General features: G+C 41.2%; 16 protein-coding genes and 1 pseudogene. 10 read left to right on the plus strand and 7 right to left on the minus strand.

The annotated features are described in order from the left end of the window. Positions 1-75: 75 nt before the first annotated feature. Both MST17_RS06305 and MST17_RS06310 read right to left on the minus strand, forming a co-directional pair. Positions 76-2,193 carry a TonB-dependent receptor family protein gene (locus tag MST17_RS06305; RefSeq protein WP_373685411.1) on the minus strand — a complete coding sequence of 706 codons (2,118 nt, stop codon included), beginning with the start codon at positions 2,191-2,193 and terminating at the stop codon, positions 76-78. Between the two features lie 264 nt (positions 2,194-2,457). Continuing rightward, positions 2,458-3,159: an SIMPL domain-containing protein gene (locus tag MST17_RS06310; protein WP_180026311.1), complete on the minus strand. Its 702-nt coding sequence runs from the start codon at positions 3,157-3,159 to the stop codon at positions 2,458-2,460. Positions 3,160-3,643: 484 nt separating this feature from the next. Here MST17_RS06310 and MST17_RS06315 point away from each other — a divergent pair, with 484 nt between their 5' ends. Both MST17_RS06315 and MST17_RS06320 read left to right on the plus strand, forming a co-directional pair. Next, a complete protein-coding gene (locus MST17_RS06315) occupies positions 3,644-5,017 on the plus strand; it encodes a diaminobutyrate--2-oxoglutarate transaminase (RefSeq protein WP_180026310.1) in 1,374 nt (457 codons plus the stop codon). 3 nt (positions 5,018-5,020) lie between these two features. Beyond that, on the plus strand, positions 5,021-6,553 hold the full coding sequence (locus MST17_RS06320) for an aspartate aminotransferase family protein (RefSeq protein ID WP_180026309.1): 1,533 nt from the start codon (positions 5,021-5,023) through the stop codon (positions 6,551-6,553). A gap of 355 nt (positions 6,554-6,908) precedes the next feature. On the opposite strand, the gene MST17_RS06325 is transcribed toward MST17_RS06320, so the two are convergent. Further along, positions 6,909-7,961 (minus strand): Rieske 2Fe-2S domain-containing protein, encoded by a 1,053-nt coding sequence (locus MST17_RS06325; RefSeq protein ID WP_180026308.1) that lies wholly within the window; start codon positions 7,959-7,961, stop codon positions 6,909-6,911. A gap of 410 nt (positions 7,962-8,371) precedes the next feature. On the opposite strand from MST17_RS06325, the gene MST17_RS06330 reads away from it, so the two are divergent. The 8 genes and pseudogenes from MST17_RS06330 to MST17_RS06365 all read left to right on the plus strand — a co-directional run bounded on the left by MST17_RS06330 (position 8,372) and on the right by MST17_RS06365 (position 16,803). Then, entirely contained in the window at positions 8,372-9,400 is a 1,029-nt protein-coding gene (locus tag MST17_RS06330; protein WP_180026307.1) for a substrate-binding domain-containing protein, read from the plus strand. Positions 9,401-9,499: 99 nt separating this feature from the next. Next, entirely contained in the window at positions 9,500-10,879 is a 1,380-nt protein-coding gene (pstC, locus tag MST17_RS06335) for a phosphate ABC transporter permease subunit PstC (RefSeq protein WP_168379200.1), read from the plus strand. After that, the gene (pstA, locus tag MST17_RS06340; protein WP_180026306.1) at positions 10,876-12,267 is read left to right on the plus strand and encodes a phosphate ABC transporter permease PstA; all 1,392 of its coding nucleotides are present in this window, start codon (positions 10,876-10,878) and stop codon (positions 12,265-12,267) included. The genes pstC and pstA overlap by 4 nt, the downstream gene beginning before the upstream one ends. A gap of 13 nt (positions 12,268-12,280) precedes the next feature. After that, on the plus strand, positions 12,281-13,204 hold the full coding sequence (gene pstB / locus MST17_RS06345; protein WP_168379202.1) for a phosphate ABC transporter ATP-binding protein PstB: 924 nt from the start codon (positions 12,281-12,283) through the stop codon (positions 13,202-13,204). 189 nt (positions 13,205-13,393) lie between these two features. After that, on the plus strand, positions 13,394-14,356 hold the full coding sequence (gene sohB, locus MST17_RS06350) for a protease SohB (RefSeq protein WP_180026305.1): 963 nt from the start codon (positions 13,394-13,396) through the stop codon (positions 14,354-14,356). A gap of 105 nt (positions 14,357-14,461) precedes the next feature. Beyond that, entirely contained in the window at positions 14,462-14,887 is a 426-nt protein-coding gene (locus MST17_RS06355; protein WP_252725857.1) for a hypothetical protein, read from the plus strand. A 444-nt stretch (positions 14,888-15,331) separates the two neighbouring features. Next, positions 15,332-16,478, plus strand: a pseudogene (locus MST17_RS06360) (IS3 family transposase). Between the two features lie 85 nt (positions 16,479-16,563). Then, positions 16,564-16,803: a hypothetical protein gene (locus MST17_RS06365; protein WP_180004910.1), complete on the plus strand. Its 240-nt coding sequence runs from the start codon at positions 16,564-16,566 to the stop codon at positions 16,801-16,803. 184 nt (positions 16,804-16,987) lie between these two features. Here MST17_RS06365 and purB read toward each other — a convergent pair whose 3' ends face one another. The 4 genes from purB to MST17_RS06385 are packed head-to-tail and all read right to left on the minus strand — an operon-like array spanning position 16,988 to position 20,803. Then, entirely contained in the window at positions 16,988-18,376 is a 1,389-nt protein-coding gene (purB, locus tag MST17_RS06370) for an adenylosuccinate lyase (protein WP_168379206.1), read from the minus strand. Positions 18,377-18,432: 56 nt separating this feature from the next. Then, complete coding sequence (hflD, locus tag MST17_RS06375) at positions 18,433-19,164, minus strand: high frequency lysogenization protein HflD (RefSeq protein ID WP_218945479.1); 732 nt, start codon at positions 19,162-19,164, stop codon at positions 18,433-18,435. A 12-nt stretch (positions 19,165-19,176) separates the two neighbouring features. Next, positions 19,177-20,313 carry a tRNA 2-thiouridine(34) synthase MnmA gene (mnmA, locus tag MST17_RS06380; protein ID WP_168379207.1) on the minus strand — a complete coding sequence of 379 codons (1,137 nt, stop codon included), beginning with the start codon at positions 20,311-20,313 and terminating at the stop codon, positions 19,177-19,179. Between the two features lie 4 nt (positions 20,314-20,317). Continuing rightward, the gene (locus MST17_RS06385) at positions 20,318-20,803 is read right to left on the minus strand and encodes an NUDIX hydrolase (protein ID WP_078190179.1); all 486 of its coding nucleotides are present in this window, start codon (positions 20,801-20,803) and stop codon (positions 20,318-20,320) included. Between the last annotated feature and the right edge of the window lie 36 nt (positions 20,804-20,839).

Here is a 20,839-nt window from a genome sequence, read left to right on the forward strand (position 1 = left end):
ATGAATATGTGGATGTCCATATGTATTGTTCAATAAAAATCCCACACGAGGTGGGATTTTGATATTTAGACCAGTTTAAAAGTCGAATGAAGTTTGTAAAAAGAAAGTACGTGGCTGACCAATATATTTACCACCGGTTGCATCTGATGAACGGGTGAAATACTGTTTATCAAATACATTCTTGATGCCAGCGGCAACTTTAACCCCTTGCAGCGAACCGCCAAAGTCATAGCCTGTACGTACAGCAAAAGTTGAATAGCCTGGAATATCGCCCAATTTACCATTTGCCGTTTCTTCAGTTTGGTAGATGCCAGAATCTTGGTTACCTGGGGCACGCTGTTTAGATTGTGCATACATGTCGGCATTGATTGACCAAGCATCATATTTATAGCCTAAGCCAAAGTTTGCGACATTTTGTGAGTAGAATGGCAAATCTTTACCTTTAAAGTTACCTGCTTCAGCAACCGCTTTGGTATAGGTGTAATTACCATAGGCTTTTAAGCCTTCGAGATTTTCAGCTAAATGTCCAAAGTCATAGCTAAAACCGGTTTCGATCCCTTTATGACTTGTAGCACCGAGGTCAGTCCAAATGCCATTGTTTGCAGCATCACGTTCTAAAATCAGTTCTTTGTCAAAATCTAGATAAAACGCAGTCAATTCAGCACTCAAACCATTGCCTAAATATTTGGTACCAATTTCATAGTTATAAGATTTTTCAGGATGTAAGCCATCTAAGGTGGTGACCGCTGTAGTGCCTTGCGTTGTTGCTAATTGGTTATATTGCTGTGGACCAAAAGAGACACCGGCATTGGCAAAGAAATTCCAATGGCCTGTTGCTTTATACAGGATAGCTAAACTTGGCAAAAATTCATCTGATTGGATTGATGGATGAACAGTATTTTGTAATACGCCATTTTTATAGGCACTAAAACTGTTTTGCGTATCAATCGATTCAAAACGAACGCCGGGTGTAATATTCCATTTACCCAGTTCTATACGGTTATCGATATAAGCAGCGTGTGCTTTGGTGCCACCCGCACTACGGGTACGTGCTATAAACTGACCAGGTTCTGCATCTGCTGCGTATTCAGTACGGCCTGCGAACTCGGTGCTCTCTTCGTCCATATAACGGTAACCGACAGTCACTTCATTCAGCGTACTTCCTAAGCTATAGCTACGTGAATAACGTGGCTCAATGGCAAAGACTTTATAATCACGTGGTGAGGTATCTAAGCGATGATTGCCATTGGCTAAAGTAGATTCAAGGTTGCTGGTACGGAATGAATCGATGTAATAACTTAAAAGTTCAAAGTTGTTCGTGTCGTCTTTATGTGTATAACGTAGGGATACATCTGAACGACGGCCAGTGAAAAAGTCACGATAATGCGACGTTTGATATGGATTTACTTCGAATTCAGCAGCGCTTAAACCTTCAGGCATTTCACCTGTACCATCGTAATGATGGAAATTTAATGCGATTTTATCCTGATCAGTGATGTCATAAGCGGTTTTTAACATGACATCATCAATGTCATTTTTATTGTTCGCTTCACGATAACCGTTGCCTTTAGTACCTGAATAAAGCAAGGCAAGACCTAAACCATTATCAAATGTTCCACCAACAAACAGACTAGGACTTAATTTTACCTGATCCGTACCAGTTGCATATTCAGAGTTTAATGCCACGGCACCTTTAAAGTCTTCAGGAATGCTACGTGTGGCAAAGTTGATAATACCGCCGACATTTTGTGGCCCAAAACGAACAGAACCTGCACCACGGACTACATCAACAGATTCTATATTTCCTAACGAAACAGGCGCCATCGAAAGTTGTGGTTGGCCATACGGTACAAATGACATTGGTATGCCATCGATCAACACGGTTGAACGTGGAGAGAGGCGAGAGGTTAATCCTCGAACGCCAATATTTAATGAAACATCGCTACCGCCAGTACCATTATTTTCTTGAACCTGAACGCCGGGAACTTGGCGTAACGCATCTTTTAGTGATGTTGCTGCGCTTTCGTTTAATCGTTTACGGTCAATGATGGTCCGCGCACCGGCATGCTTTTGCACCTTTTTTTCATTGGCGTTTTCTAGCCAGTTCCCTTGAGTTTCAATGGTGATGGTCGGTAAAACATCTGCTTGCGCTGCCTCTGTATTTTCAGCAGCAGAAGCCATAGTGGCAACCATGCTTATACCTACGGCAATACTCAGCGGTAAAAGCGGGAAATTTTGAAGCTTTGGAGATTTTTTGCTTGAACTATACATAAAAGTGTGAGCAATGGAGAGAGAGCGCGTATCATAATCTTGCGTGCGATAAATTTAAATAAGGATGATTATCATTTAAAACTATGAATATGATTAAGCTAATAGACTTTTAATTTAAATAAAGAATAGGTGTAATTTATAGTCAAAAAAACCGCGCTAAAGCACGGTTTCTTAAAATGAATTTAATTATTTGAACTGGATAGAGCCATTTGCACTGACCGTGATTTTAGATTCACCACCTGCCATTTCTTGTTCAGGAATAGCATCGGCACTTGCAGCTTTCATCATCGCCATACGCGGAACTGGCTGACCACCATAATTGCTGGCATTTAAATTAATATTAACCAAGTTGTAGCCTGATTTATTCCATGCCTGAGCGAGCGATTGGGCACGTTGTTGAAAGTTTTTGGATACTTCAACCATCAGTTCATTTTCAACTTTTTTTCGCTGTGCATCTGACACACTAAAGCTGATGGATTGAGTTTGGAAATTTTGTTGTAACTCGCTCACCAATTGGCTAGCTGCTTTAAAGTCTGTACTTTCTAAACGCACTTCGGCACGACCACGCCATTCTTTCAATTTACGACTGTCATTGTCATAAATCGGGTAGGTGCTTTGAGATCCCGTTTCGATTTTTACCGCAGGGTATTTACGGGCTGTGTTCACCGCTTGGGTCATCAATTGGTTGATTTGGGTAGCAAGTTCAGCCGGTTGTTTATTTGACTTTTCAATATATAAAACGGCATGCATTTGGTCGTTCGACACTTGGCGAGTGGCATCCGCCTGAATGTTCACGATGTTGTAATTGAGTGGGTCGGCTGCTTGAGTTGCTGCTGCCAAACCTAGACCGGATGCTAATAAAACAGTAGATAAGATAATTTTACGCATTGTTATGACCTATTCTTCTTTCAGAATGACTAATTTAGCTTATGCTCTTATCTTAAAAGGGGATTGTGATGGATTAAAGGAAAATCTGTGGTGGGATTGTAAATCTTTCAAGAAAAATAAATGCAGTGCTTGATGAATATTGCTTCAAATAATCAATACTTAATTGCGTAAATGTTTGAAGATTACAATAATCATTCATAAATTGTAAAAAAGCATAAAATAAAAAGGTTTTCTTTGTTTTGTCACACTGTAAGATGATAATTCAGGTTATCCATGGCATAGATCTGTTTTTTCTCTAAATTATCTTTTTATTTGATCATAAAAGTGATTTATTTTATTGAAAAAGTCTGTATCATCCGCCGTCTAGTTAGCCATTACACAAAGAGCTCTTAAAACTAACTAGAAACTCATAAAGCACCGAGTCAAAGGACCGCAAGTCACCCGACTTATTTCTTTCAACCCATATCAGAGATGGTAATTCGATATGAGCGTTTCTTCTGTAAACCCTGCCACTAATTCTACTAACGAATACTATTTGACTCGCCAAAGCCAGATGGAATCCAATGTTCGTAGCTATCCGCGTAAACTTCCACTTGCGATAGCAAAAGCTTTAGGTTGTTGGGTTACCGATGTTGAAGGTACAGAGTACCTCGATTGTTTAGCTGGGGCAGGAACATTGGCATTAGGCCATAATCATCCTGCGGTAATTCAAAGTATCCAAGATACACTTGCAAGTGGCCTCCCATTGCATACTTTGGATTTAACAACGCCTTTAAAAGATGCTTTTACTGAAGCACTACTTGAGCAATTACCTGGTGGTAAAGAAGAGTATTGTCTACAGTTCTGTGGCCCGTCTGGTGCAGATGGTACAGAAGCAGCAATTAAATTAGCAAAAACTTACACTGGTCGTAGTTCAGTAATCAGCTTCTCAGGTGGTTACCATGGTATGACTCACGGTTCTTTAGCAATGACAGGTAACTTGTCTGCTAAAAATGCTGTGAACGGCTTAATGCCGGGTGTTCAATTTATGCCGTATCCGCATGAATACCGTTGCCCATTAGGCATTGGTGGTGAAGCGGGTGTTGATGCATTAACGTATTATTTCGAAAACTTCATTGAAGACGTAGAAAGCGGTGTAACGAAACCTGCAGCTGTAATCTTGGAAGCAATCCAAGGCGAAGGCGGTGTAGTGACTGCACCTGTAAAATGGTTAAAGAAAATCCGCGAAGTGACTGAAAAGCACAACATCGTGTTGATTCTTGATGAAGTACAAGCAGGCTTTGCACGTTCAGGTAAAATGTTTGCCTTTGAACATGCGGGTATCGAACCTGATGTTGTGGTGATGTCTAAAGCAGTTGGTGGTAGTTTACCGCTTGCTGTGCTTGGTATTAAACGTAAGTTTGATGCTTGGCAACCCGCAGGTCACACGGGGACATTCCGTGGTAACCAACTTGCAATGGGTACAGGTCTTGCAACCATCAAAACCATCAAAGAACAAAACTTGGCTCAAAATGCACAAGAGCGTGGTGATTTCTTACAAGCTGAAATTAAAAAATTAGCTGTAGAATTCCCATGTATTGGTAACGTGCGTGGTCGTGGTTTGATGATTGGTGTTGAGATTGTTGATGAACGTCAAAAAGCAGATCACATGGGTTCTTTACCAGGTGATTCTCAATTGGCAGCAGCAATTCAAGCAGCATGTTTCAACAACAAATTGTTGTTAGAAAAAGGTGGTCGTAACGGTACAGTCATTCGTTTACTTTGCCCATTGATCATTAACCAAGCTGAATGTATTGAGGTGATCGTTCGCTTCAAGAAAGCACTTGCTGAAGCACTTGTTGCAACTCGAGGCGCATAAGTCATGGTAGATTTTGCAGAACATCGTAAAGCGTTATTCTGCAATGATGCACAATCCATTGCTGACTACCAGTCAGCAATGGGCGAAGCGGTAAAAGCCGTTTCTGCATGGTTGCAAAATGACAAAATGTACACCGGCGGCAGCATTAAAGAGCTTCGCAGTGCAATTGCATTCAATCCTTCAAAAGAAGGTATGGGTGTACAAAAATCACTAGACCGTATGGTTGAGCTCTTCTTAAACAAAAGCTTAAAAGTGCATCATCCGCATTCTTTAGCGCATTTGCATTGCCCAACAATGGTAACAAGCCAAATCGCTGAAGTGCTCATTAACGCGACTAACCAATCAATGGACTCATGGGATCAAAGCCCTGCAGGTTCATTGATGGAAGTTCAGTTAATTGACTGGCTTCGCCAAAAAGTTGGCTATGGTGCAGGTCAAGCAGGTGTATTCACCTCTGGCGGTACGCAGTCAAACTTGATGGGCGTTTTGCTTGCACGTGATGCATGTATTGCTAAAAACTGGAAAGACGAAAACGGCAATCCGTGGTCTGTTCAGCGTGATGGCGTACCATCTGATGCTATGCGTAACGTCAAAGTTATTTGTTCTGAAAATGCGCACTTCTCTGTGCAAAAGAACATGGCGATGATGGGCATGGGCTTCCAATCTGTCGTGACTGTTCCTGTAGATGCTAACGCACGCATGGATATGGATGCGCTTGAGAAAACCATGGCTCACCTTCAAGCTGAAGGCAAAATCGTGGCATGTGTAGTTGCAACTGCGGGTACAACCGATGCAGGCGCAATTGACCCATTGAAAGAAGTTCGTGAAATCACCAACAAATATGGCGCGTGGATGCATATCGATGCAGCATGGGGCGGTGCACTGATTCTTTCAAATGACTATCGTTCAATGTTAGACGGTATTGAACTGTCTGACTCAGTAACGCTTGATTTCCATAAGCATTACTTCCAAACGATTTCATGTGGCGCATTCTTGCTTAAAGATGAAGCGAACTATCGTTTCATGCATTATGAAGCTGAGTACTTAAACTCTGCTTATGATGAAGAGCATGGTGTACCTAACTTAGTGTCTAAGTCACTGCAAACCACTCGCCGTTTTGATGCGTTGAAATTGTGGATGACAGTTGAGGCGCTAGGTGAAGAGCTTTATGGTTCGATGATCGATCATGGTGTAGGTCTTACACGTGATGTTGCAGATTATATCAATGCAACTGACGGTCTAGAAATGCTGGTTGATCCGCAATTTGCATCGGTATTGTTCCGTGTGATCCCTGAAGGTTACCCAGCTGAATTGTTAGATACATTGAACCAAAACGTGGCTGACGAATTGTTTGCACGTGGTGAAGCGAATATTGGTGTGACTAAAGTTGGTCAAGTTCAATCATTGAAAATGACGACTTTAAGCCCAGTAGCGACTTTAGATAACGTGAAGAATTTGCTTGCTCTTGTGCTTGCAGAAGCGGATCGTATCAAAGGTCCAATCGCTGAAGGTACATATACTCCTGCAATTGACTAATCATCATTTTGTAGGTGTAGAAGAAGGAGCTCATTTGAGCTCCTTTTTTTTAAATGAAAAGGCGCTTAATTTATTACATGGCCACAATTTTTCATTGAAAGATGATAGTTTACTGCGTAGGCAGATTGTTACTTTGAGGGATCAAAGTAACTAAAATCCTTCTCAGGGAAAAGGTACTTCCATGTGACCATTACCTTATAGTGACATCCCTGTCGCCAGTCGCGATAGTCATTGATGTTTATCATTTGATGAATGAGATACCACAATATTTATAACCAATATAAGACTTGTAAAGGAGTTTCCCTCTCCTTGTAGGAGAGGGTTAGGGTGAGGTGAATGCAATACGATATTGATGTTATGCCGCAAATAATGGACTAAAACCTTTTTTACGCAATAATTTGCGGTACATGCTGGAACTGCGGTCCGCCGGGAAATGCGCTTCGATGCTTAAATCCAAAGGCAAATATTCAGGCTTTTGTGATTCAGAGACTAATCGGTCTTCCTCAAATATTTTCAGGTTAAAGTCGTAAACATCTTCGACAGGTAAGTCCTTGTCATAATTACGGCAAATGGGAGCAAATAGACGGGTGGAGCGGGCAGTCATCGGTGAAGCCACATTCATAATCACTTGCTTGCTGTCGTTTGGAAAATGTATGGTGAGTGTTGCAGTAAAAGGCAGATGAATTTCAAAATGCCGCAGCCATTGAAAGCCATCTTGTCCACGTTGTTCTAAACCAATCGGGTAGCGCCCAACACTGCTCCAATAATCCGCATTAAACCCTGTTTCAGTCTCAAATGTTTTATAGTCAGGTACTTCTACATTTTCAGGGTCACCAAAGGTATCGGGATGTACCCATGCAAAATGCGCAACATCAATAAAGCCTTCAAGCTGCCGGCCTGCAAAACATTGAAAATCGACCGTTGGGCACACCAATTGCTGAAACTCGGCTTCATCCCAATATGGCATTGCAGGGATATTCGGCGCAGTATCTTTAGCGGCAGTAAGTGAGCACCATATCAGTCCATAACGCTCAACAGCAGCATAAGTACGTAAGTTAAAGCGAGGTGAAATTTTGTGCTCAGGATGTGCAGGGATGCGATTGCAATGACCGTGTTCACCAAAGCGTAAACCATGATAGCGGCAGACAACGCCTAGACCATCATTTTTACCTAAACTTAGGGGTACGCCGCGGTGTGGGCAGGCATCTTTAGCGATAATCAGTTCATCTCCCATTTTATAAATGACGAGCGGCATATCTAAAAGCATGGTGCCATAAGGTTGTTCGCTGATTTCACGTGCTAATGCAATCGGATACCAATATTCTGCAAGTAAGTGCCAGTCATGTTCTTCAAAAGTCATATGCACAGGCAAGTCCGGATTAAATGTCGCAATGGCTTTGCTGGTCATTTTAGGCTCTGTTTTTATGTAAACTTGCATATTGAGCGAACTAAAAATGTAATGAAATTTCAATTATTGGAATACGGAGGAATAAAAAATCGAACATGCAAATGTGCAACATTCAGAAAAGGAGGGGAAATTGAAAAAAGAAAATAAGACAAAAGATGACAAGGACATGAATTCTTACGAATATCAAAGTAGAAATAAATAAGACCAATACTTTGATAAATTTCATTACATATTGAAAAATAAAGAATTATATTTAAATCAATGTGCAATCATCAATTATCATAAAAGCGTCATAAAGATGTAACCTAACTGTCATACTCTAAAATCAAAATGCAGATATCGAAAAAGTACAAGACTTTAAAAACAAAAGTGGCGTACTCCAATAAATGCATCAATTAAGAGAGATGAGAATGCGCTTAAATCATATCGCACTTGCTATGGTACTCACTACTGGGGCAACAGTCGCTACAACTGCAAATGCAGCTCGTGACACGATCCAAATTGCTGGTTCTTCAACTGTACTGCCTTATGCAAGTATTGTTGCAGAAGAGTTTGGTAATACATTCCCACAATTTAAAGCACCTGTCGTAGGTTCAGGCGGTACTTCAGGTGGTTTGAAACAATTCTGTAATGGTGTAGGCGACAACACAATTGACGTTGCAAACGCATCTCGTAAAATTAAAGATACTGAATTGGCTGCATGTAAAAAAGCCGGCGTTAACCAAATCTTAGAAATTAAAGTTGGATATGACGGTATCGTATTTGCGTCAAATGCGAAAAAAGCGGCATTCAAACTTCGCCCACAGCACGTATTTGCTGCACTCGCTGCTGAACTACCATCAAAAGGTAAATTGGTTCCAAACCCATACACACGTTGGAATCAAATCGACCCAACATTACCAAACGAAGCAATCACTTTAGTTATTCCTGCATCAAACCACGGTACACGTGAAGTGTTCCAAGAAAAAATGGTCGATGCTGGCTGTGAAACTTATGAAGCTTTCGCAAAATTAGATAAAGATGCTCAGAAAAAAGCATGTTCAACTTTCCGTAAAGATGGTCGTGTGATTGAAATCGCGGGCGATTATACAGAAACATTGGCACGCTTAAAAACCTCACCAAACGCGGTCGGTGTATTCGGTCTAGGCTTCTATGACCAAAACCGTGACAAGCTACGTGTAGCAACAGTCAATAACGTTGCACCTTCTGAGAAGACGATTTTAAATGGTTCATACCCAGTATCTCGTCCATTGTTCTTCTACGTAAAAGGTGAGCACTTAAAATCAATTAAAGGCTTAAAAGAGTTCACAGAATTCTTCCTTAGCAAAAAAGTATCAGGTAAAGGTTCTAAGCTAGAAAAAGCAGGCTTAATTTCAATGTCTGATAGAGAACGCGCTGCAGTTCTTGCAAACTTTAAAGCGGGTAAAGCAGTTAAATAATTGGATTGAAACAGCCAATGGCAGGATTGACCTGCCATTGGCTTTTTGCAAAGAAACAGTTTTTTCAAGAAGGGCTTTTGAAAAAACAGTGGAGATTACATGAATCTGCTACTTATTGGTGTGTTGCTCGCAATTATTGCAATCGCTTATCAAGTTGGACTGACCAAAAGTCGCAAACTTGCAGGTAAAGGCAATAACTCAGCAATGTTGCATTCACGACCGGGCTACTATGGTGTTTTGGTCGCTTTATGGTGTGGGATTCCCGCTTTTTTAATCTTGATTGTTTGGAACTTGGTTGAACCGAGTATTTTTCAACATGTTATTTTAAATAATGTCCCTGAAAATATTCGTTTAAGTTTAGATCCTGCAAGCACGAGCGTAATGGTTGACCGCGTTCAAGCGATTGCTTCTGGTTTTGGGGTGAGTGATACGCCAGCTGCATATGAACTTGCAGCAGCAGAACAATTAAAGAAAATTGAAAACATTGGCTCATATGCAAAATTGGCCATTGTGATTTGTGCGGCATTGATTGGTTTAGTCATGGCTAAACGCCGCATCGCAGAAAAATATCGTGCACGTAACCAAGTCGAAAAAGTCATTAATATCGCATTGGCACTGTGTTCGGGTGTCGCAATCCTGACAACAGTTGGCATTGTGATGTCGATGTTCAGTGAAGCCATGCGTTTCTTTAGTTTTGTCAGTCCACTAGATTTCTTCTTAGGCACTGAATGGAACCCCGGTTTTAGTACATCAGGGAATGCCGAAGGTAGTTATGGTTTGCTGCCACTCCTTTGGGGCACACTCATGGTCAGTGGTATTGCGCTATTGGTTGCTGTTCCTGTTGGTTTGATGATTGCCATTTACTTAGCTGAATATGCAAAGCCAAGTTTCCGTGCTTGGGCAAAACCTGCCATTGAAGTTCTCGCAGGTATTCCAACCATCGTTTATGGTGTATTTGCCTTAATGATTATTGGACCTTTTGCAAAACAGCTCGGCGCATATATCGGACTCGATATTAATGCAACCAGTGCTTTAACAGCAGGCTTTGTGATGGGGATTATGATTATCCCATTCGTTTCATCATTATCTGACGACATCATTACCCAAGTCCCTCGCGCGCTTCGTGACGGTTCACTTGGTTTGGGTGCGACAAAATCAGAAACCATTCGTCAAGTGGTGATTCCAGCTGCATTGCCGGGCATTATCGGTGCATTCTTATTGGCTGCATCTCGTGCAATTGGTGAAACCATGATTGTGGTGCTTGCAGCAGGGAACAGTCCTTTACTGCATATCAACCCACTCGAAGCGGTATCTACAGTCACCATTACCATCGTAAACCAATTAACAGGTGATACAGACTTTGCGAGTCCTCAAGCATTGGTTGCTTTTGCACTTGGTTTAACACTGTTTGTGATTACTTTAGGTCTGAATATTGTTGCACTGTACATTGTGCGTAAATACCGTGAGCAATACGAATGAGTACGACGAATATATCAAATATGGATCAAAAATTTGATTCACATGCAGCCGCTGAGCTTCGTGAAAAACGTAAGAAAATCATTGAAAACTCATTGGCAAAAAGACACCGTAAAGAAAATACCTTCCGTGTCTTGGGCTTTAGTGCAGTAGTGACTGGCTTATTGTTCGTCGTGCTATTGTTTGGCAGTATTTTAGCCAAAGGCTTACCAGCATTCTGGCAAAGCTCGATGACGGTGCCTGTGTTTTTTGATCCAAGTATCGTCAATGTAGGAGCGAAACCGGTTCAAAAAGAAGGTGAATCTCCTGCACAGTTCCAAGAGCGTTTTATTGCTTGGCAAACTGAAATGGGCATGGTGGATTGGGATGCGCTGATCGTAAATGGGATCATTGCAAAAGATCCAGCGATTGCCTCTCAACGTGATGATCTCAACAGTTTATATACCAGTTCAGAAGCATATCGCTTACGTGACATGGTTATGGCAGATCCGTCATTGATCGGTCAAAAACAAGATTTTAAAATCCTTGCAGATGCCAATGTCGATGTCTGGTTAGCCGGTAATATTGACCGTAGCTTGCCTGATGAACAGCAACAATTGAGCCCAGAAGTACGCCAACTTGCAGATAAACTTAAAGCTGATGGTGTTATTACTAACTCATTTAATACTGAAATATTTAAGAATCCAGACTCTCGTAGCTCACCTGCAACTTCAGGTTTAGCAGGGGCGTTTATGGGTTCACTCTTTATGATGCTGATCGTGATCATTATTTCGATTCCAATCGGTGTAGCATCCGCAATTTACTTAGAAGAATTTGCACCTAAAAACTGGATTACCGATGTTGTCGAAGTCAACATTAACAACCTAGCAGCGGTTCCTTCGATTGTGTTTGGTTTACTTGGTACTGCGATTTTTATTGGTTGGATGCACATGCCGCTTTCGGCACCTGTGGTTGGTGGTTTAGTCTTAAGTTTGATGACACTACCAACGGTCATTATTACCACACGTGCATCACTAAAAGCTGTCCCGCCATCGATTCGTCAAGCCGCATTAGGTTTAGGTGCATCACGTTTACAAACTGTATTTCACCATGTCTTGCCACTGGCATTGCCGGGCATCTTAACCGGTGCCATTATTGGTGTTGCGCAAGCCTTAGGTGAAACTGCTCCATTATTATTGATTGGTATGAGTGCCTTTGTGGCAAGTGTACCAGCCACTCCTTTAGATCAATCCACTGCATTACCTGTACAAATTTTCCTTTGGCAAGGTAACGAGCTACGTAACTTCTTTGAAGGGCGTACCGCAGCAGCAATCATTGTACTTCTTGCTCTCATGATCGGCTTAAACAGTTTAGCGATCTGGTTACGTAAGAAATTTGAAGTACGCTGGTAATTGAGGGCATTATATGAATAGCGTCGTTACAACAGAAAAGAATTCCTTAGATCAGGATAAGTCCGTGAATCCAGAACAAACACAATTTACCTCTGCTCAGGGCAGCCAAAAACAAACCAATACTGCGTTTGTGTCACAGTTCGATACGCAATCTAGTGCGAAAAAAGATGCGAAATCGACCAATGTGAAAATCAGTACCAATGATGTGCATGTGTACTATGGCGAATCTGAAGCGATCAAAGGCATAGATCTGAACATTTATGAAAATGAAGTGATTGCCTTTATTGGTCCGTCTGGTTGTGGTAAGTCAACTTTCCTACGTACGCTCAACCGTATGAATGACACGATTGATTCTTGTCGTGTGACAGGGCAAGTGCTTATGGATAATCAAGATATCTATGATCCAAATCTCGATGTGGTGTTACTGCGTGCCCAAGTGGGTATGGTTTTCCAAAAGCCGAACCCATTCCCAAAGTCTATTTTTGACAATGTCGCTTATGGTCCAAAATTGCATGGTTTGGCACGTGACAAATACGACATGGAAGAAATTGTTGAAAATAGTCTGCGTAAAGCAGGCCTTTGGGATGAAGTGAAAGACCGTTTGAACCAACCGGGTACAGGACTTTCAGGTGGTCAGCAGCAACGTCTATGTATTGCGCGAACCATTGCTGTCAGTCCTGAAGTGATTTTGATGGATGAACCTTGTTCAGCACTCGATCCGATTGCAACTGCAAAAGTAGAAGAACTCATCACTGAACTTTCAGCGCAATATACCATTGCGATTGTGACGCACTCGATGCAACAAGCAGCACGTGTATCTGACCGTACTGCATATTTCCATTTGGGTGATTTGATTGAAGTGAATTCCACTGAAAAAGTCTTTACTCAACCGGATCATCAATTGACTGAAGCGTATATTACCGGGCGTTTTGGCTAATCTAGTCTGTCTAAAAAAGAGCCGAAAGGCTCTTTTTTTATGAAGTCAATAATTAGGTCAAAAAGTCTTGATAAAAATAAAATGCTCAATTTGGCTCAATGAGAATTATTTTCAAAAAATAGATTGAATTTTTGTGATGCAACCCACATGTTATACAACATAAATATGAATTAAATGAGTTTCAATTTTATGCTATTTCATAATCCCAAGTTGCCTGCGGAAATTCGTGTAAGCCATTTAAATGCACGTATTAATGAACAACGAAAAAAAATTGCGCAAACGACTGCATCTAAACTTGAGCTGCTGCAACTAAGCCAACAATTATCAAAAGAAGCGCGCGCACGTAAAAAGAATAACCAAAAAATTTATGTAATCGATTTTAATGGTGATACCGCTGCATCTGCGGTAACGAGTCTACGTGAAGAAATTACCCTGATCTTAGCGACAGCAAAAGCAGGACGTGACCGCGTGGTTTTACGTTTAGAAAGTCCAGGCGGGATGGTGCATGGCTATGGTCTGGCCGCTGCACAATTGGTACGTTTACGTGATGCTGGATTTAACTTAACCATTTGCGTGGATAAAGTTGCTGCAAGCGGTGGCTATATGATGGCCTGCATTGCAAATGAGATCGTTTCAGCACCATTTGCCTTGGTGGGTTCGATTGGTGTAGTTGCACAAGTGCCGAACTTTAACCGTTTATTGAAAGAAAAACATATCGATTTTGAACTGTATACCGCGGGTCAGTTCAAACGTACCGTAACTATGTTTGGTGAAAATACTGCTGAAGGTAAAGCCAAATTTGAAGAAGAGTTACAGCAAACCCATAACTTGTTTAAACACTTTGTTGAAAAATACCGTCCTCAGCTCAATGTCGATAAAGTTGCCACAGGTGAGCATTGGTATGGTCAAGATGCCATTGATCTTAATCTAGTCGATAAATTGCAAACGTCAGATGAATATCTGTTAAGTCTCATGCCACAACATGATGTATATATGATTGAAACCCGCAAAAAACCAACACTTGGTGAGAAGTTGGGCTTACAAGCAGCGCAAATTGCGGACTCATTGGTTCCTGCAGTCATGTCTAAAGTGATGGAGTCATTGAGCAAAGCCAATTCGAGCCTCGTGCAGTTGCGTGACCCTAAACTCTAAAATTGTTTTTGTTATGAAGCATTTAAAGCCCACTTCGGTGAGCTTTTTTTATGCTAAACGATGCTGTTGTGATAGATTGCGTTGCGTACATAGATATTGATGATAATGATGTCTAATTTTCTGTTTATTTTAGGTGGTGTCATTTGCCTAATGGTTTGGCCTTGGCTATATTTGCTGCATTTTCAAAGTGTGAAAAAATCTGTGCTGAAACAGTATGCTGCGCTGTTTGGCCCAGCAGCAACACTGTTGGCAGGCTATATTTATTGTTCATCACTACAGGTAGATGTTCGCTCTGAAGCCTGCGGCACTGTTGTGGCCTATCAGAGTTATATGAGTAGCGGAAATATAAATAAAAGACAGCCTTTTGAGCGGGTTGAAATTTTAGTGAATCATACAAAATATACACGGCATTTTCGTATAGATGATGATCTACAAAAAATGCCAGCGGGAGCAAAAGCGTGCTTTCAGTATTATGACCGAAAATTGAATCCGCAAATGTCAGATTCAATCTTAATTCAATGGACTGCTTAAATATTTAACTGATGTTACGCAGTAACACCAGAAGTGCAATTTGATTCAAATAAAACAACGATACGCGGTAACGTCATCCGCAAGTGTTTGAGACAGGGCTGCTTCTAATCAAAAATGTTTTTGCGATACTTTGAATACGTAGACGCGAGCGAACGAGTTTTGCGGTGAGGAGCATTGCTCCGCAAGATGGTTTCCTTGCGAAGCTTCGCTTCTCATTTTGCCGAATGAGAAACATCGTTTCGTAAAAGTACCTCCAGCCGAAGGCTAATCCCGTTATTCAATTCCTAGATGTAAGACTCCGTCGAATAGACTTAAAAATCATTTTTAAAATGAGAAATTACTTCTAGGTGCGTAACAGAGGTGGATCAGGAAATTTGAACAACACTTATAAGTGATATTTTGCTCCCCAAATGATGTTATAAACATCAATATATGGAGTATTTTATGGCACGTAGACCAAGAAGAAATCATTCAAACGACTTTAAGGCTAAGGTAGCACTTGCTGCGATCAAAGCAGAAAAAACACTTGCTGAATTGAGTTCTGAGTTTGATGTTCATCAAAACCAAATTATTGACTGGAAAAATCAATTGATCTCAGCTTCCTCACAAGCTTTCGATCAATCAAAAGCTCCATCAGAACCTCCCATTGATCTTAAAAAGTTACATGCAAAAATCGGTGAGCAGGCATTAGAAATTGATTTTTTAGAAGGTGTGTTGAAGAAACTGGGCCGCTTCAACCACAAAAGTTAATCGATCACTCACTTCAGATTTCAGTATCTAAACAAGCTAAGTTACTGAAAGTCTCTCGTGGTTGTTATTATTATCGCCCAAAACCTGTTAGCTCATCAGATCTGAAGCTGATGCGATGTATTGATGAATTACATATGCAATATCCTTTTGCAGGCAGTCGTATGATGCGTGATTTGTTGAAACGTCAAGGGCATCATATAGGACGACGTCATACACGTACTTTAATGAAGAAAATGGGTATTCAGGCGTTATATTGCAAACCAAATTTAAGCCAGGCTAATCAAGCTCACCGTAAATATCCATATCTGCTCAAAGGATTGGCTATTCAGCGCAGTAATCAAGTGTGGTCTACGGATATAACGTATATCCCTATGGCAAAAGGCTTTGTTTATTTATGTGCTGTGATTGATTGGCATAGCCGCAAGGTACTTGCGCATAGGGTATCGATTAGTATGGAGGTGGATTTTTGTATTTCGGCTTTAAATGAAGCGATTGAAAAATATGGATCACCTGAAATATTGAATACAGACCAAGGCAGTCAGTTCACCAGTGATGCATTTATTGATGTATTGAAATCAAATGGCATTCAAATCAGTATGGATGGTAAAGGTCGATGGGTAGATAATGTGATGGTTGAACGATTATGGCGGAGCGTTAAATATGAAGAGGTGTATCTCAAAGCTTATAGCAGTGTCACAGATGCGAAAAAGCAATTGAGTGCATATTTTGAGTTTTATAATCTGAAACGACCTCATTCGAGTCTAGACATGAGAAGCACTGCTTCGCAAGGCTAAATGAGTTTTACTATGATCAGCTACCCCAACAAAACAAGGTGGCTTAACTAGAGCGGAATATCACTTATAAATACGCTTTTAGTTGTTCAAACATGTGGGACCACCTCTAAGTTTATGTATTTGGAAGTAACTATGGCCGTTGTTGAGGCATTTATTGCGACTCAAAATTGTTATTTTAACTATGAGTTTGAAGAACTTAATTTAACAGATGATTTTCCAGAAGAGCTCTCTGTATCTTTGCGGGGCATGATGTTTCGCCATGAAATTCAGTATCCCAATGCCACATATTATATTTATTACTCAGATGTTTTAACGGGTTGTGAATTACAGCGAATGAAAGATGATTGGGCGAAATATTGCCCTGCAGAATAAAATTGCGTCTAAATTTTCTATCTCCTTATAGGAGATGAGAATCCTCAGAATATATTCTGAGTTCGCAAGGGAGAGTTGGATAGTCTCATCTCCTTGCGGAGCATGCTCCTCATCTCAAAGAGAGCAGAAGTATTATAAATAAAAAACGAGGCATGAAGCCTCGTTTTTTTTGATCTATCTAAAATTAGATTTTAGAAATAAGATCTTTAATGTTTGCTGCTTGAGTTGATGCATTACCTGTATATGTTGCAGGTGTCATTTCTGCAAGACGCGCACGGTCAGCAGCTGGAACAGCTTCTAATTCGTTACCATTTACGAAATCAACCATCATTTCGCGAGTCATTGCTTGACCACGAGTTAGGGCTTTAAGTTTTTCGTAAGGTTTTTCAACTGCATAACGACGCATAACAGTTTGAATCGGTTCTGCAAGTACTTCTTGCGCATGGTCAAGGTCTTCAAGAATACGTTGAGCATTCAATTCAAGTTTACCAATACCTTTAGAGCAAGCTTCAAAAGCGATCAAGCTTTGTGCAAAACCAACACCCATGTTACGAAGCACAGTTGAGTCAGTTAAGTCACGCTGCCAACGAGATACAGGAAGTTTTTCACCAAGGTGAGCCAATACCGCATTCGCAATACCCAAGTTACCTTCAGAGTTTTCGAAGTCAATTGGGTTAACTTTATGTGGCATTGTTGAAGAACCAACTTCGCCTTCTTTCAAACGTTGTTTGAAGAAACCAAGTGAGATGTAGCCCCAAACGTCACGGTTAAAGTCGATCAAAATGGTGTTGAAACGACGTAGCGCATCAAAAAGTTCCGCCATGTAGTCATGTGGTTCGATTTGAGTGGTGTACGGGTTAAATTCTAAACCTAATGATTCAACAAATGCTTGTGAATGCGCAGGCCAGTTAATTTCAGGGTAAGCAGAGTAGTGCGCGTTGTAGTTACCTACTGCACCATTGATTTTACCAAGTAATTCAACTTGTTTGAATTGTTTGATTTGACGTGCAAGGCGGTAAGCCACGTTCGCCATTTCTTTACCCAAAGTTGTTGGGCTTGCAGTTTGACCATGTGTACGAGACAACATTGGTTGTTCAGCGTGTTGTTCAGCCAAAGCAACGATTGAATCGATGATTTGCTGCATTGCTGCAACTAAAACTTCACGGCCATTTTTAAGCATTAAAGCATGAGACAAGTTGTTGATGTCTTCAGATGTACATGCAAAGTGAATGAATTCTCCAGCATTTTTAAGCTCATCGATATGTGCGATTTGCTCTTTTAAGAAGTACTCAACTGCTTTTACATCATGGTTTGTTGTACGTTCAATTTCTTTAATGCGGTTTGCATTGTCTTCAGAGAAGTTCGCAACAATTGCATCAAGCGCAGCGTTAGTTTCAGCACTGAACGCTGGAACTTCAGTGATTTCAGGACGGTTTGCAAGTGCTTGTAACCAACGCACTTCAACAGTCACACGAGCATGGATTAAACCAAACTCAGAGAGGAAGGGACGTAGAGCATCACATTTGCTTGCGTAACGTCCATCTAATGGAGAAAGTGCGGTTAAAGCGTTCATAGCGATTCCTTAAATTTTGGAATTAAACGTAAAACAAAAAGCCCGTACTGCATCAGTTAAACCACCTGATACTGTAAACGGGCAAGATCTTGAATATCTTGTAGTAGCTTGCGCTTACTGAAAATCATACCCCATGAGCTACCACCGAGCTGACGCCATAAATGTGCCATTTGTAAGCCGGTAAATAAGGTGGCGCGAATGCGATTGGTATGAGAAGTGTCTTTAAATGCTTCGGCATTACCACGAACCATAATACGTGGATTAATTTGGCCTGCAGTTTCAATATAGGTTTGCGCTAAATTGGCAATGATACTTGGATGTAAATAATTATTATCAAAAAAGGAAAGCTGTCTTAGAATTTTTTGTTGGGATTGTTCAATGGTTTCGACAAATTTAGGATTGCTATAGACTTTCTTTTCTAACTGCAATAACGCCATCGCATACGTCATGGGTAGCTTAGTATTGGCAAGTTTAGGAAGTCTAGATTTGGGAGATGTATTGAAGGGTTGAGTAATGCTACTTTCTAAGGTTTTTAATCCCAGCGAAATATCCGCCAAGCCACTAAAAAAATCAAGCGTCTGACTAGACTGATTCGACTTAGGACGGATATTTAAACTGGCTTTAATGAGATGTTCAAAATAAAAGTTACCGCTTTCCCCGATACTCTGTTGCCCAGTCAATGCAGTCATGTGGGTCAGCTGTGTCGCTTGAAAAACAGCAGCTAACGCCAATGCACGATTTTGGCGAGTATTCAGAGTCTGAGGCTGTTGAAACGGTAACTCTGTCATCCGAAACAATCCTTATTCAATAAAATCCGGTTTAGGCGCATTGGTATGATGAATCACACCACCCCCTAAACAAACTTCACCGGTGTAGAACACCACACTTTGACCCGGTGTAACAGCACGTTGTGGCTCATCGAATTCGACACGCACACCATTTGGCGCTGTAGGGTCTTTAAATATTGTACAGTCTTGGTCAGGCTGACGATAACGAGTTTTCGCTGTGCAGCGGAAGCCTGATTCAGGAATCTCTTGTTCACCAGCCACCCAATCAATCGCTTCAGACCATAAAATGGTGCTTTGCATGAGTGGATGTTCATGACCTTGACCAACGACTAGGCGATTACCTTCGATATCTTTATGCAGTACAAACCAAGCGCCTTCTTCAGCACCTTTTAGACCACCAAGACCGATGCCACCACGTTGGCCGAGCGTATAGTACATTAAGCCGTGATGTTCACCAACCTCTTTACCCGTGTCTAGGACGATTTTTCCGGGTTGAGCAGGTAAATATTGCTTTAAGAAGTCATTAAATCGACGTTCGCCAATAAAGCAAATTCCTGTTGAATCTTTTTTCTTCGCGGTGATTAGACCTAATTCTTCAGCGATTTTACGCACTTGTGGTTTTTCAATTTCACCCACAGGGAACAAAGTTTTGTTAATTTCACGACCATGCACTGCATGTAGGAAATAGGTTTGGTCTTTGTTGTTGTCTAGACCACGCAGTAGAGGGGCATACTCTTCACCACGTGAATTTTTTAGCGTTTCACCACGGCGGCAATAGTGGCCTGTCGCAATAAAGTCAGCACCTAAGTTCACAGCATGGTCGAGAAATGCACGGAATTTAATTTCTTTATTGCAGAGAATATCTGGGTTTGGTGTACGACCTGCGGCATATTCTTCTAAGAAATGCTCAAAGACACGGTCCCAATATTCCATCGCAAAGTTTGCGGTATGAAGTTTGATTCCAATTTTGTCACAAACGGCTTGAGCATCGGCAAGATCTTCCATTGCCGTACAGTATTCCGTGCCGTCATCTTCTTCCCAGTTTTTCATGAAAAGACCTTCAACTTGATAACCTTGTTGAAGTAAAAGTGCTGCAGATACAGAAGAATCTACACCACCAGACATACCGACGATGACACGTTGTTGCATAGGATTAAGCATCCAAATTTGAAATTAAGGGAGAATTTTGGTGCTCGTAAATGAGCGATAAAGGAAATTTTTGACCTGAAAGAGCATCTTGCACAGCTTTGATGACTAATGGACTACGCGCACGGGCAGACTCAATGAGTTCATCAAGCGTCATCCATACTGCACCGACAATACCTGTGTCTAATTGTGCATCGGCATGGTGCTGAATGTCTTTAGCTAAGAAACAGAAACGGAAATAAGTACGATCAGGGAACATCGGAGGAGTATAAGTATACATGCCTAGGAGGTTCGTGATTTCTACATCGTGACCTGTTTCTTCCATGGTTTCTCGAATGGCGGCTTCAATAATGGTTTCGCCAGCTTCAACATGACCTGCAGGTTGATTAAATACAGTATGGGTCACACCTTCTGTATGTTCTTCAACAAATAGGAATTTTCCGTCTTTTTCAACGACTGTCGCAACAGTGACGTGAGCAGTCCAAGCGGTCATAGAAAAGCACCATGGGGTAAAAACGCTATTCTACAA

The organism is Acinetobacter sp. YH16056_T (genome assembly GCF_024605895.1).
Lineage (GTDB): Bacteria > Pseudomonadota > Gammaproteobacteria > Pseudomonadales > Moraxellaceae > Acinetobacter > Acinetobacter amyesii.